14 protein-coding genes are annotated in these 14,271 nt (G+C 54.4%); 2 read left to right on the forward strand and 12 right to left on the reverse strand.

The genetic code is table 11. The features are described from left to right. Position 1: 1 nt before the first annotated feature. A complete protein-coding gene (yacG, locus tag DZE2538_RS16520; protein ID WP_033581335.1) occupies positions 2-187 on the forward strand; it encodes a DNA gyrase inhibitor YacG in 186 nt (61 codons plus the stop codon). A gap of 126 nt (positions 188-313) precedes the next feature. On the opposite strand, the gene mutT is transcribed toward yacG, so the two are convergent. The 3 genes from mutT to secM form a co-directional block, all read right to left on the reverse strand. Next, positions 314-715 carry an 8-oxo-dGTP diphosphatase MutT gene (gene mutT / locus DZE2538_RS16525; protein ID WP_019843396.1) on the reverse strand — a complete coding sequence of 134 codons (402 nt, stop codon included), beginning with the start codon at positions 713-715 and terminating at the stop codon, positions 314-316. Between the two features lie 66 nt (positions 716-781). Beyond that, positions 782-3,475: a preprotein translocase subunit SecA gene (gene secA / locus DZE2538_RS16530; protein ID WP_038916819.1), complete on the reverse strand. Its 2,694-nt coding sequence runs from the start codon at positions 3,473-3,475 to the stop codon at positions 782-784. Positions 3,476-3,571: 96 nt separating this feature from the next. Next, positions 3,572-4,078, reverse strand: a complete 507-nt coding sequence (gene secM / locus DZE2538_RS16535; protein WP_019843394.1) for a secA translation cis-regulator SecM — start codon at positions 4,076-4,078, stop codon at positions 3,572-3,574. A gap of 27 nt (positions 4,079-4,105) precedes the next feature. Here secM and DZE2538_RS16540 point away from each other — a divergent pair, with 27 nt between their 5' ends. Further along, positions 4,106-4,627, forward strand: coding sequence for a DUF721 domain-containing protein (locus DZE2538_RS16540; RefSeq protein WP_012886157.1), 522 nt, complete (start codon positions 4,106-4,108; stop codon positions 4,625-4,627). Positions 4,628-4,645: 18 nt separating this feature from the next. On the opposite strand, the gene lpxC is transcribed toward DZE2538_RS16540, so the two are convergent. The 9 genes from lpxC to murD form a co-directional block, all read right to left on the reverse strand. After that, complete coding sequence (gene lpxC, locus DZE2538_RS16545; RefSeq protein WP_012886158.1) at positions 4,646-5,563, reverse strand: UDP-3-O-acyl-N-acetylglucosamine deacetylase; 918 nt, start codon at positions 5,561-5,563, stop codon at positions 4,646-4,648. 94 nt (positions 5,564-5,657) lie between these two features. After that, the gene (ftsZ, locus tag DZE2538_RS16550; RefSeq protein ID WP_012886159.1) at positions 5,658-6,809 is read right to left on the reverse strand and encodes a cell division protein FtsZ; all 1,152 of its coding nucleotides are present in this window, start codon (positions 6,807-6,809) and stop codon (positions 5,658-5,660) included. Positions 6,810-6,882: 73 nt separating this feature from the next. Then, complete coding sequence (gene ftsA / locus DZE2538_RS16555; protein WP_012768377.1) at positions 6,883-8,139, reverse strand: cell division protein FtsA; 1,257 nt, start codon at positions 8,137-8,139, stop codon at positions 6,883-6,885. Then, positions 8,136-8,990, reverse strand: coding sequence for a cell division protein FtsQ (gene ftsQ, locus DZE2538_RS16560; protein WP_019843392.1), 855 nt, complete (start codon positions 8,988-8,990; stop codon positions 8,136-8,138). The genes ftsA and ftsQ overlap by 4 nt, the downstream gene beginning before the upstream one ends. A 1-nt stretch (position 8,991) precedes the next feature. Then, on the reverse strand, positions 8,992-9,147 hold the full coding sequence (locus DZE2538_RS21095) for a hypothetical protein (protein ID WP_162830906.1): 156 nt from the start codon (positions 9,145-9,147) through the stop codon (positions 8,992-8,994). Between the two features lie 7 nt (positions 9,148-9,154). Then, complete coding sequence (murC, locus tag DZE2538_RS16565; RefSeq protein WP_016940596.1) at positions 9,155-10,615, reverse strand: UDP-N-acetylmuramate--L-alanine ligase; 1,461 nt, start codon at positions 10,613-10,615, stop codon at positions 9,155-9,157. A gap of 51 nt (positions 10,616-10,666) precedes the next feature. Then, positions 10,667-11,758, reverse strand: a complete 1,092-nt coding sequence (gene murG / locus DZE2538_RS16570; RefSeq protein WP_038916820.1) for an undecaprenyldiphospho-muramoylpentapeptide beta-N-acetylglucosaminyltransferase — start codon at positions 11,756-11,758, stop codon at positions 10,667-10,669. Next, complete coding sequence (gene ftsW / locus DZE2538_RS16575; protein WP_019843389.1) at positions 11,755-12,957, reverse strand: cell division protein FtsW; 1,203 nt, start codon at positions 12,955-12,957, stop codon at positions 11,755-11,757. The genes murG and ftsW overlap by 4 nt, the downstream gene beginning before the upstream one ends. Next, entirely contained in the window at positions 12,957-14,270 is a 1,314-nt protein-coding gene (gene murD / locus DZE2538_RS16580) for a UDP-N-acetylmuramoyl-L-alanine--D-glutamate ligase (RefSeq protein WP_038916821.1), read from the reverse strand. The genes ftsW and murD overlap by 1 nt, the downstream gene beginning before the upstream one ends. Between the last annotated feature and the right edge of the window lies 1 nt (position 14,271).

The following is a 14,271-nucleotide window of genomic DNA, read 5'->3' on the forward strand; positions in this document are numbered from 1 at the left end:
AATGACCGTTGTAAAATGCCCCGTCTGCGCCAAACCGGTGGAGTGGAGCGAGAACAGCCCTTATCGACCGTTCTGTAGCAAACGCTGTCAGTTGATCGATTTAGGCGAGTGGGCTGACGAAGAAAAACGGATACCCAGCGCGGAAGACATCTCAGATAGCGACGTTTGGGGCGAAACGCAGCACTGAACCCTTACAACCCCAACGATAGCGATACGCTATTTCTTGACCTTGTCACGATTCATGCCTGCGGGCATGAATCGCTGCAAAGAACACAAACAAGTCCAGGCCCCAGACAATCTACCCGATTTACGCTTATACGCGACCGGCTTTCAGTTGCTGAATCATCTCGGCGTTGGCCGGTGGAAACTCGTGCTCGTCTAATTCTTCAGCCGTTAACCAACGCGACGGCTGGCCCTCACGGCCATACGGCTCGCCACGCCACTGCTCAACTAAAAAGAAATGCAGCGTGATGAGACGTTCGCCAGCAGAAAACGTTTTGCTGCCCAGCGGGCTCGGATTGATCACCTCAATCCCGGCTTCTTCATGCAGCTCACGCACCAACGCCTGCTCCGGCGTTTCCCCTTCTTCCACCTTGCCGCCGGGGAATTCCCATTTCCCAGCCATGTGTACGCCAGCTGGACGGCAGGCAATGAAGAACTCACGCTGCGGATTGCGGATAATTCCCACCGCCACAGATAAAGTTTTTTGCATCATTATCTTTTCAACCAGTAAAAAGGCGGTCAACGACCGCCTTTGGGATATGTCACTACGTTATCCGCCTTACTTCTGAAGGCGGCCGTGGCACTGCTTGTACTTTTTGCCTGAACCACACGGGCAAGGATCGTTACGACCGATTTTACGATCAGCATACGGTGAACTGCCAGCCGCTTCATCCTGATGGCTCAATTGTTGTTGGCGGGCCAGACGCTCGGCTTCTTCACGGCGCTGCTGCTCCATCGCTTCAACCTCTTCTGGCATACGCACCTGCACTTTACTCAGCGTACTGATAACTTCGTATTTGAGGCCTTCCAACATCGCGGCAAACATCGCAAACGACTCACGCTTGTATTCCTGCTTCGGATCTTTTTGCGCATAACCGCGCAAATGGATCCCCTGGCGCAGATAATCCATCGCAGCCAGATGCTCTTTCCATAACGAGTCCAGCGTTTGCAGCATCACACCTTTCTCGAAGTTGCGCATCACATCACTGCCGACCACTTCCTCTTTACGACGGTACACGTCGACTGCCTGCTCGTAGATACGCTCACGCAGCGTTTCCTCATGCAGTTCTGGCTCTTTATCCAGCCATTCTGCTATCGGCAATTCGAGGTCAAAATCATTTTTCAGGCGCAGTTCCAGCCCCGGAATATCCCACATTTCTTCCAGAGACTGGGGGGGAATGTGAGCATCAAGGGTCACTTTAAACACATCTTCACGAATGCTGTTGATGGTTTCGCTGATATCAGAGGCGTTCAACAGTTCATTACGCTGGGTGTAGATAGCACGACGTTGATCGTTAGCCACATCATCGTATTCAAGCAATTGCTTACGAATATCGAAGTTGCGGTTTTCTACCTTACGCTGCGCATTGGCGATAGCTTTAGTTACCCAAGGGTGTTCAATCGCTTCACCTTCTTTCATGCCCAGTTTACGCATCATGTTGGAAACGCGATCCGATGCGAAAATACGCATCAAGGCATCTTCCATCGACAGGTAGAAACGGGAAGAACCTGGGTCACCCTGACGACCGGAACGACCACGTAACTGGTTATCGATACGGCGAGATTCATGGCGTTCGGTACCAATAATGTGCAAACCACCCGCCGCCAGTACGTCGTCATGACGTTTTTGCCATTCTGCCTTGATAGCGGCAATTTGCGCGTCATCCGGGCTTTCCAGTTCCGCCACTTCAGCCTGCCAGCTACCGCCCAATACGATATCCGTACCACGACCGGCCATGTTGGTCGCAATAGTTACCGCGCCTGAACGACCGGCCTGAGCCACGATATCCGCTTCCATCGCATGAAATTTGGCATTCAGCACGTTGTGCTTGATACCCGCTTTGGTCAACGCATGCGACACCACTTCGGATTTTTCGATGGAAATGGTCCCCACCAACACCGGTTGCCCTTTAGCGGCGCGCTCTTTGATATCTTCAATGATCGCATTGATTTTTTCCTGCTCGGTCATGTACACCAAGTCTGGCAGGTCTTTACGGATCATTGGGCGGTTAGTCGGCACCACAATAGTATCCAGCTTATAAATCGAGCTGAACTCGAATGCCTCGGTATCTGCCGTACCGGTCATCCCGGCCAGTTTTTCGTAAATACGGAAGTAGTTCTGGAAGGTGATCGACGCCAGTGTCTGGTTTTCGTTGTTGATCTTGACGTTTTCTTTGGCTTCCACCGCCTGGTGTAAGCCATCAGACCAACGACGACCTTGCATAGTACGGCCGGTATGTTCATCAACGATGATGACTTCGTCATCTTTCACGATGTAGTCGACATCACGGGTAAACAGCACGTGTGCACGCAGCGCCGCCGTTACATGATGCATCAGCATAATGTTGGCTGGAGAATACAGCGATTCCCCCTCGTCCATGATGCCGCCCTGCACCAGCAACTCTTCAATTTTAACCAGACCGCGTTCAGTCAGGTTAACCTGGCGCGCTTTCTCATCCACCGAGAAGTGGCCTTCACCGTGGAAAGTATCTGAGTCTTCTTTCTCCTGACGGATCAAATGCGGGATGATTTTGTTCACCCGCATATACAGCTCAGAACTGTCCTCCGCCGGACCCGAGATAATCAACGGGGTACGCGCCTCGTCAATCAGGATGGAGTCCACTTCATCCACCAGAGCATAATACAGTTCACGCTGTACACGCTCTTCCGGGCTGAACGCCATGTTGTCGCGCAGATAATCGAAACCGTATTCGTTGTTGGTGCCGTAAGTGATATCGGCAGCATACGCAGCTCGTTTGGCCGGTGCCGGCATCCCCGGCAGGTTGATGCCAACCGTCAGGCCCAAGAATTCAAACAACGGGCGATTGTTTTCGGCGTCACGCTGCGCCAGATAGTCGTTGACGGTCACCACGTGCACACCACGCCCCGTCAGCGCATTAAGGTAAGCCGGCAACGTAGCCGTCAGCGTTTTACCTTCACCGGTACGCATTTCCGCGATGCAACGCTCATTCAGCACCATACCGCCAATTAGCTGTACATCGAAGTGACGCATACCAAACACACGTTTACTGGCTTCGCGCACCACGGCAAATGCCTCCGGCAACAGCGACTCCAGGGTCTCACCTTTCTTGATACGGTCGCGGAATACCTGAGTTTGCGCCTTCAGCTCGTCATCAGAGAGCTTCTCCATGTCTGGTTCGAGGCGATTGATCACTTCCACAATTTTGCGCATACGGCGCAATGCACGGTCATTACGGCTACCGAAAACTTTCGTCAATAACTTGATTAACATAGTAATTTTAATCTCAACAATGCCAGTTTATCGATGCTGGCACGACATCAGAAAAAAGGTCTACGGCCACAGGCCTGGTACAAAATACGATGGCAGTCAGGAGAACATCGGCCCGGCGCGAATACCCTGAACCTGCGCCAGCCATAGACCGGTGTGATGGGAAGGAGAAAAGTATGTCGGTACCAGCTCAGTACTGGCAGTACGTTGCGGCGCAGCTTCGCGAGTCAGCAACGCATTCAGCGTTTCCAATAGCACCTGGTGATGGTGCAACCGGGAAGCCTCCGCCGCTTCAATAATGGTAGCGGGCGGCGTAAACGCAAACGACAGGTGACGGATTACCGTGCGGATGGCATGCTGATGCCAGAAATCATTACTGAACGGCGAGCGACGACGCGAGTCTTTTAACGCCGCCAGATCAGTGAGATTGAAATAGGATACATTGGGACGACTAAACGCCGAAGCGGAATTGGGCTCGGTAGCGGTATCGCGGGACTCAGCGAAGTTAGCAGGCAGGCCGAGCGTCGCCGCGACCATCCCCAACAGCAGGTGAGGCCAGAAATAACGTCTGCCAAATTGTCGCCAACGATTTAAAATACCAATCACAAGTTTCTTTCCGTCGGAGCCTGCGTTATGCGTGATAACCGTCCACAATCACTGGAGTCATTTTTCGATGGCGCATCGCAAACCGGGTCAGGCCCATTGCATGACATTCAACAACGCGCGCTCGCACTGTTAAAGCTCAATCGGGCTGTGCATGCGCTGCTGCCGACTGCGCTGCGTCCGTATTGTCGGGTAGCCAACTATCGTCACGGACTGCTGGTGCTGGAAACTGCCAGCGCCAACTGGCTGATGCGGTTACGTTATGAACAACCCGCCCTGCTTTCCGCTCTGCGCGCACAAATACTACCATCATTGGCGGCGATCGACATCAGGATTAATCCAGTGCTGGCCGCAAAAATACATGAAAACGAGAAAACACCTGCCGTTGCGTCAACAGATGCAACAACCACGACTACCACAAGGATACTCAGCGCACAGAGTGCGGAGATATTGAAAGGATTAGCGGAGCAAAGCCCGGAACGGCTGCAGAAAATATTAAAACGACTGGCTTCGCTGGCCGGAGAGAATACCAGCAAAAACCAGTCGTCATAATGTCATATCAGAACAGACTCAGGCCAGAACGGTAGACGGCGCTTTGAAAGCCAGCGGCATTTCCGCTTCGTCTTCAAAGGTCACGTATTCCCATGCTTCCTGTTTGGCCAACACCGCCTGCAACAGCTTGTTGTTAAGCGCATGACCAGACTTGAATGCCGTGAACGCGCCAATAATGTTGTGGCCACACATAAACAGGTCGCCAATCGCGTCCAGCATCTTGTGGCGAACAAATTCATCATCAAAGCGCAAACCGTCTTCGTTCAGCACGCGATAGTCATCCACCACGATCGCACAATCGAAGCTACCGCCCAGGCACAAACCACGGGACTGCAGATACTCGATATCGCGCATAAAACCAAAGGTACGCGCGCGGCTGATTTGGCGCACGAACGCATCAGCGGAGAAATCCAGCTTGAAGCGTTGCGAACCAGAATCAATCACCGGGTGATTGAAATCGATCGTGAAATCCAGACTGAATCCGTTGAAAGGCTTCAATTCTGCCCATTTGTCACCGTCTTCTACGCGTACAGGCTGCTTGATTCGAACAAACTTCTTGGCACAGTTCAGTTCTTCGATACCAGCATCCAGCAGCAGGTAGACAAATGGACTGGCGCTACCATCCATGATCGGAATTTCAGGCGCATCTACTTCGACAACAATATTGTCGATGCCCAATCCTGCCAGAGCCGCATTCAGATGCTCCACCGTTGAAATACGCACGTCATGCTCATTAACCAGGCAAGTACAGAGCATGGTATCACGCACGGATTTGGCATCAGCCGGAAAATCAACCGGTGGATTCAAGTCAGTACGACGATAGATGACCCCGGTATTAGCCGGTGCAGGACGCATAGTCAGGGTGACTTTCTTGCCGGTATGAAGACCGACCCCTGTCGCCTGTACGATACGTTTTAATGTACGTTGTTTGATCATCGTATTATCTCGCATTCATCTGAACCTACAGCCTTAGCTTACACTAAGGCCGGTGGCACAGTTTAGCACAAAGAGCGGAGAATCCAACCAAACCTTAGTCAGCCTGCTTACGCAGGAAAGCGGGAATATCAAGATAATCCGGCTCTTTATTGGTCTGTACGCTCTGGTCATTCACCACTTTGGCCGCCGGTTTTTCCTGCGTCAGCGGCGCCATACCATGCTGCTGATAGCGGTGATCCATAACCGGCTGGCTGCTCTGCTTGTTGGTAACCAGCGTAATTTCAGGACGTTTGTCCATGCCGATACCGGTCGCCACTACAGTCACCCGCAGTTCGTCGTTCATATCCGGATCGAGCGATGTACCAATCACTACCGTTGCATTATCGGATGCAAACGCGCGAATGGTATTACCAACAGTCTCAAATTCATCCAGACGCAGATCGAAACCGGCAGTAATGTTGACCAGTACGCCACGCGCACCAGACAGGTCGATATCTTCCAGCAGTGGACTGGAAATCGCCATTTCAGCCGCTTCTTCGGCACGATCTTCGCCGCGAGCCACGCCAGAACCCATCATGGCATAGCCCATTTCGGACATGACGGTACGCACGTCAGCAAAGTCGACGTTCATCAGACCCGGACGAGTGATGAGCTCAGCGATACCCTGTACTGCGCCTTTGAGCACGTCGTTAGCCGCGCCAAACGCATCCAGCAGAGAAATACCACGCCCCAACACTTTCAACAGCTTGTCATTGGGGATGGTAATCAGTGAATCAACGTGCTTAGACAGCTCCGCGATCCCCTGCTCGGCAAACGCCATGCGTTTTTTGCCTTCAAAATTAAATGGCTTGGTCACAACCGCCACGGTCAGGATACCCAGATCCTTCGCGACTTCAGCCACTACCGGTGCAGCGCCAGTACCGGTGCCACCACCCATACCTGCGGCGATAAACACCATATCCGCCCCTTCTAGGGCAGAACGCAGCGCTTCGCGATCTTCTTCGGCAGAATTACGGCCGACTTCCGGGTTAGCACCCGCGCCCAGACCTTTGGTAATGCCGCTACCGATCTGAATAGTCTGGCCTACAGCTGTTTTACGCAGTGCCTGGGCATCGGTGTTAACCGCAAAGAATTCAACACCTTCGATGCGTTCACGCACCATGTGTTCGACAGCGTTACCGCCGCCACCACCGACGCCGATGACTTTAATCACCGCGTCGTTGGTTAACTCCATTGGTTCAAACATAGTTTCTCTCCGTCTTGTGCCTGTATTGCTTCAAGATCAAAAAAGTCGTGCTCATGATCTCTTTTGATAACCGTCAAAATTCTTTTCTCAGCCAGCTATTGAGGCGTTTAAACCAGTTGCTGACCGAAGTCCGTTTCTCAACTTCGTGTTCACCACTCAGATGAGACTCTTTGCCGTAATGCAGCAGCCCCACCGCTGTCGAGTAATAGGGCTCCTGCGCATAGTCCGTCAATCCGGTGATGTTCAGCGGCTGACCAATACGCACCTGTGTATGGAACACACGCTGTGCGCAGGCTGCCAGGCCATCAATTTGCGCAGCACCGCCGGTCAGCACGATGCCAGCTGCCAGATGATGCTTCACACCTTGCTGACGCAGTTGTTCTTGCAACTGCAACAGCTCGTCATTCACCAGATTCAATAATTCGGTATAGCGAGGCTCAATCACCTCCGCCAGAGTCTGACGCTGCAGACTACGTGGTGGACGCCCGCCAACACTCGGTACTTCCACGGTTTCATCCTTGCTGACAATGGAACCGAGCGCGCAACCGTAACGCACTTTTATCGCTTCTGCATCTGTCGGCGGCGTACCAAACGCATAGGCTATATCGCTGGTGACTACGTTACCAGCATAAGGAATCACTTTTGTGTGACGCAGCGCGCCGCCGGTATACACCGCCATATCCATGGTGCCGCCGCCGATATCTACCACACACACGCCCAGCTCGCGTTCGTCTTCTGTTAACACCGCATAACTCGATGCCAGACCGGCGAAAATCAGCTGGTCAACTTTAAGACCACAACGTTCCACTGCTTTAACAATGTTCTTTGCCATGTCGTTATGACAGGTGATCAGATGCACTTTGGCCTGCATTCGCACACCAGACAAACCGACCGGATTTTTAATCCCTTCCTGATAATCAATGGCGTATTCCTGCGGGATAACATGCAGAATGCGGTGCTCGTCACGTACCCGGACAGACTTGGCCGTATGCACCACGCTTTCTACATCATCCTGCGTCACTTCTTCTTCGGAGATAGGCACCATACCTATTTCGTTCTGGCAGCTGATATGCTTGCCGGACAACGCCAGATACACTGAAGAGATCTGGCAATCGGCCATCAGTTCCGCCTGATCGATGGCACGCTGCACGCACTTGACCACCGACTCCAGATCGTTGACGCCGCCTTTATCCATGCCCCGTGACGGGCAGCTTCCCACACCGATGATATTGATCATGCCATCAGGCAGAACTTCACCGACCAGTGCAGCGACTTTTGCTGTACCGATTTCCAGCCCAACTACCAGTTTTCTGTCCGTCGACTTGATCATTGCTGTTTAGCCTGTGCCTGATTCTGTTGCTGATTACCGTTCTTTTGCTGATCAATGTCTTTTTGCTGATCAATAAATGCCGGGCTCCAACCTACTGCAGCGCCGGTGTCATACCGTAAATCCACATAACTGATGCGCTTGTTTTCATTTTGAGCCTGCCGCTGCAGCAACGGATAAAGCTCCAGAAAACGCGCCAGACGGCGGCTTCTGTCATCACGACCCAGTTCAAGGCGAATATCATCGTCCAGCCCAACCTGCCATGAATGACGCGCGGTCATCGCCACCATCTTTACCGTAAATTTGCCTGCCGCGAGTGTCTGGCTTATCTCGCGGTATCCCTCCAGCACATCCTCCTCTCCACCTTCCGGGCCATACAGCATCGGCATTTTTTTGTTGCCGATACGTTCTGCTGGCACGCTAAAGGCATTGCCTTCGCTGTCAATCATAAGTTGGTCATTCCAGCGCGCAAACGGAACAAATTCAACCAGATGAATCTTTAATTCGTCCGGCCACTGCTTGCGCACGCTGGCCTGCTTAATCCAGGGCAGACGTTCTATCTGCTGCTGAATGACATTCACGTCCTGGGTCATGAACGTGCCGGGCGGCCCCAGCGACAAAATCGCCTGACGAATATCGTCATTGGTGGTGTAGTGCCGCTCACCGGTCACCACCAATCTGGACAGTGGCAAACGGCTGGCGTCTTTCATCCAGCCCAACACCATCCAGCTTCCCCACAGGATGGTACCAGCCACCATCAACAGGAAAACAATCCCTGCCAACTGGCTACCATTGCTACGCCGTGCGCCTTTTTCCTGCTCACGTCCGCGTGTATTCAGCGCCGCCTGCGACATACTAATCCGCTAACTCCACAACAGGTACGCGGCGGTAACCATTGTGTGTCATGACTGGGCGCGACATATCGATGTAACACACCTCAACCTGCCGTTGGCGGGTTTCATCGTAGTCAGCGTTGGCGTGTTTCATCACTACCATCACAAGCTCAGTCATCCTGTTCTCAGTCTGTAGACTTCGCCTGCAGGCGGTTTTCCGCCAGCCGACGAGCCAGTTTGCCAATATTGCCGGCACCCTGAACCAGCACCAGATCATCGCCTTGCAACGCTTGCGCTAACAACTCAGGCAGCGTCTCGACATCGGGCACCATGATCGGGTCAATTTTACCGCGACCACGGATCGTGCGGCACAGCGATCGGCTATCCGCTCCCGGAATCGGTGCTTCACCTGCCGGATACACATCCAGCATCAGCAGCACATCCACTTGCGATAACACATGTGCAAAGTCATCGTACAGATCGCGCGTACGGGTATATCGATGCGGCTGGAAAATCATCACCAGACGCTTATCCGGCCAGCCTGCTCGCGCTGCTTTAATCGTGGCGTCCACTTCCGTCGGGTGATGCCCGTAATCATCCACCAGCATGGCGCTGCCGCTTTTGCCGTTGACCGGCTGTAGCGGAAACTCGCCCAGGAAATCGAACCGGCGGCCTGTTCCCTGAAAACGCACCAATGCCCGCAGGATAGCCTCGTCATCAATCCCTTCTTCTGTCGCCACCGCCACTGCTGCCGCCGCGTTCAACGCATTGTGACGACCCGGTGCGTTCAGGGTCACGTTGAGCAACGGTTTGCCCTGACGCGCCAGGGTAAACAGCCCCTGAGCCCCTACCTGCCGGTAATCAGCGACCCGCACATCCGCGTCTTCGCTAAAGCCGTAGGTGGTGATGTGACGCCCCACTTTCGGCAACAATTCACGAATCACCGCATCGTCAAGACACATCACCGCATGGCCGTAAAACGGCAGGTTGTGCAGGAAGTTGATGAACGTCTGTTTGAGGTTCTCAAAATCTCCCTGATAGGTGTCCATGTGGTCGGCTTCGATGTTCGTCACAATTGCGACCATCGGCTGCAAATGCAGGAACGACGCATCACTTTCATCGGCTTCCGCAATCAGGTAACGACTTGACCCCAAACGGGCGTGCGTTCCCGCCGCTTTAACCAAACCACCGTTCACAAACGTTGGGTCCAGACCAGCTTCCGCGTAGATACTGGTGACCATCGCGGTGGTGGTGGTCTTGCCGTGCGTCCCGGCAATGGCGATGCCGTGGCGAAAGCGCATCAATTCTGCCAGCATCTCTGCCCGACGAATCACCGGAATACGGGCCTCATGTGCCGCGATAATCTCCGGGTTATCAGCCGAAATCGCGCTGGACACGACCACAACGCTCGCCTCGTTCACGTTTTCCGGACGATGGTGGAAATAGATCCGGGCGCCCAGATCGGTCAGTTGTTGCGTTACCGCATTAGGTGCCAGATCGGAACCGCTGATCTCATACCCTTCATTAGCCAGTACTTCGGCGATACCGCCCATGCCAGCACCGCCGATGCCGACAAAATGGATGTGCCGGACACGGTGCATCTCGGGCACGATTGAACGCAGTTTCGCCAGTTCTTGAGTATTCACTATCTTTTATCGCAACCTACATCAACGCCGACGACTGTCGGCCATCATCAATTAATTCCGAACAGCCTGAGCTGTCCGCTGCATCGCCGCTGCCGCAACCTCAGCCGCTACCCGCTCCGTCGCATCGGGGATCGCAACGGTTCGGGCTTTCTGCGCCATATCACGCAAGGTGGTGCGATCCCAGGAGGACAACACGTCGCTTATCGCGTCCACGCTCAGTTCAGACTGCTCGATAATCTTTGCCGCCCCAGCTTGCTCCAGCGGCAATGCATTCCAGTACTGCTGCCGATCCTTATGCTGGAACGGCACAAACAACGCCGGCAACCCGGCGGCGGCAATCTCGCTAACCGTCAGGGCACCAGAACGGCACACGACGACATCTGCCCACGCATACGCCGCCGCCATGTCGTCGATAAACTCGGTAATCCGGTGTTGAGACTCACCGGCTTTTGCATAGGCTGCCTCTACTTCCGCCTGTGCCCCTTTGCCGGTTTGATGCCAGATGGTAACCGCATCATGTAATCGCGCCGCCACGCCAGGCAGGGTTTGATTCAATACCCTGGCACCCTGACTTCCGCCAACAACCAAGACTCGCACCGGGCCACTGCGCTCGGCTAACCGTTCTGTCGGGGATGGTAGCGCCAGTACGTCAGTACGTACCGGATTCCCGACTACATCCGCATTCGGAAATGCCCCCGGAAACGCCTGTAACACTTTTTTGGCGATGCGGGACAGCCAGCGGTTAGTCAATCCGGCAATACCGTTTTGCTCATGCAACACTACCGGGATACCACACAGCCAGGCCGCCAAACCGCCAGGGCCGGAAACATAACCGCCCATACCCAACACCACATCCGGCTGATAGCGACGCATAATCGCCTGCGCTTGCCGCACCGCCCGGAAAATACGCACCGGTGCCAGCAACAAGGCTTTCAGCCCCTTGCCACGCAGACCGGAAATGCGGATAAAGTCGATGTCGATACCGTGCTTCGGCACCAGATCCGCTTCCATCCGGTCAGCCGTGCCCAGCCAGCGGACCTGCCAGCCTTGCGCCATCAAGTGATGCGCTACGGCCAAACCGGGAAACACATGTCCCCCCGTCCCGCCAGCCATCACCATCAAACGCTTGCCTTCGCCACTCATCGGGCACCTCTCGTAAACGCCTGCGCTTTGGTCAGGCGCGTTTCATAATCAATTCGCAACAACAACACAATGGCTGTCGACATAATCAGCAAACTGGACCCACCGTAGCTGATAAGCGGTAATGTCAGCCCCTTGGTCGGCAACATACCGGCGGCGGCACCAACGTTCACCAGCGTCTGAAAGCTAAACCAGATACCGATGGAGCACGCCAAAAAACCCGAAAAACGCTGGTCGATTTCCAGTGCGCGACGCCCAATCGACATCGCTCGAAAAGCGACGAAGAATATCATTAACAACGCTAAAACCACACCGATATAGCCCAGCTCTTCCCCCAGAATGGAGAAAATAAAGTCGGTGTGTGCCTCCGGCAGATATTCCAGTTTCTGTATCGAGTTACCGAGCCCCTGCCCCCACAATTCACCGCGCCCAAACGCCATCAGTGACTGCGTTAACTGATAACCACTGCCGAACGGGTCGTCCCACGGGTTCCAGAACGAGGTGACACGACGCACACGATAAGGCTCTGCGATAATCAACAGCGCGACGGCGAAGATGCCACAACCGATGATCGCCAGAAACTGCCACAACTTCGCTCCGGCAAGAAACAACATCGCCAGCGTCGTAATAAACAACACCACCACCGTACCGAGGTCCGGCTGGGCCAGCAGTAATACCGCCAGCACCACCATCACGCCCATCGGCTTACAAAATCCCCAGAAGTTGTTTCGCACCTCATCGACTTTGCGCACCATGTAACTGGAGAGGTAGCAAAACAACGACAACTTCGATAATTCCGCAGGCTGGATACGCAACGGCCCCAGAGAAATCCAGCGTGACGCCCCGTTCACCGAGCTCCCTACCACCAGCACGATCAACAACATCACTATCGATACCAGCAGCAATACCACGCTGTAACGCTGCCAGACTTCCATCGGTACGCGCATGGTGACCAGCGATAAACCGAACGCCAGCCCGAGATACAGCGCATCACGCTTGGCGAACAGGAAGGGATCGCTGGCCAGACGCTGCCCGACAGGCATCGACGCCGACGTCACCATCACAAAACCAATAACCGCCAGCCCCAGGGTCAACCACAACAACGTCCGGTCATACAGCACAGTGCTGAGGTTGTCGCTTTCACGCGTCCCCATCACCCAGCTCTTAAGACGCCCGAACAGGCTGGCCCCGATAAGGCGCATTATCCCAACTCCTCCGCCAGACGAGCGAACTCATCGCCCCGCTGTTCAAAACTACGGAACTGATCGAGACTGGCACAGGCCGGTGACAGCAACACCATATCCCCCGGTTGAGTACAGCTGGCTATCAGGCGCATGGCCTGCTCCATGGTGTCAGTCTGCTCGGCAATCTCCGGGCGTAACGCCGCCAGTTGCCCGCCGTCACGACCAAAGCAGTACAGCCGAATACGATCACCTTGCAGGTAACGCAGCAGCGGAGAGAAATCAGCCGATTTTCCGTCCCCGCCCAGCAACAGGTGCAACGTTCCATCGACATGCAGCCCACTCAATGCCGCTTCGGTGCTACCAACATTGGTGGCTTTAGAGTCATTCACCCAGCGCACACCGTTACGCTCCAGCGACAACTGGAAACGGTGCGGCAGACCAGTAAAGGTGGTCAGCGCGGTCAAGGCCGATGAGCGCGGGATACCCACCGCATCCGCCAGCGCCAGCGCTGCCAGCGCATTGGTGTAGTTATGCTGCCCGACCAGTTTGATTTCGCGGGTATTCAACACCCGTTCACCTTTCACCCGCAGCCAGGTTTCACCCTGTTGCCGGTTCAGATGATAATCGCCCACATCCACCCCGAAGCTCAGACAACGTGCATCAGCGCCGCGTACCGGCATCGTCAGGGCGTCATCGGCGTTCACAATGCAGACTTTGGCATTTTCATAAATGCGCAGCTTGGCGGCACGGTATTGCTGCAAACCAAGCGGATAACGGTTGGTATGATCTTCAGTGACGTTGAGGATCGTTGCGGCAGCCGCATGCAGGCTGTGGGTGGTTTCCAGTTGAAAGCTCGACAACTCCAGCACATACAGCTGGCTTTCTTGCTTGAGCAATTCCAGTGCCGGAACACCGATGTTACCGCCCACACCGACAGCCCAACCGGCCGCGTGCGCCATTTGCCCCACCAGTGTGGTGACAGTGCTTTTGCCGTTAGAGCCGGTAATCGCGACAATCGGTGCCTGTGCCTCACGGCAGAACAATTCGATATCGCCGATAATCTCAATACCGGCCGTCGCCGCATCGCACAGCACCGGCGTCGCCAATGCGATACCGGGGCTGGCAATGATCAGGTCAGCAGACAGCAACCATTCATCATTAAGGCCGCCAAGATGACGCTCAACGGAATCAGGCAGTTTATCCAGACCCGGCGGACTGATACGGGTATCCATCACGCGCGGCACTACCCCGCGTGCAAGGAAAAAATCAACACAGGAGAGCCCTGTCAGCCCTAACCCGATAATGACAACCTTTCTACCCTGATAGTCCATT

Origin of the sequence: Dickeya zeae NCPPB 2538, from assembly GCF_000406165.1 — a bacterium.
GTDB lineage: Bacteria > Pseudomonadota > Gammaproteobacteria > Enterobacterales > Enterobacteriaceae > Dickeya > Dickeya zeae.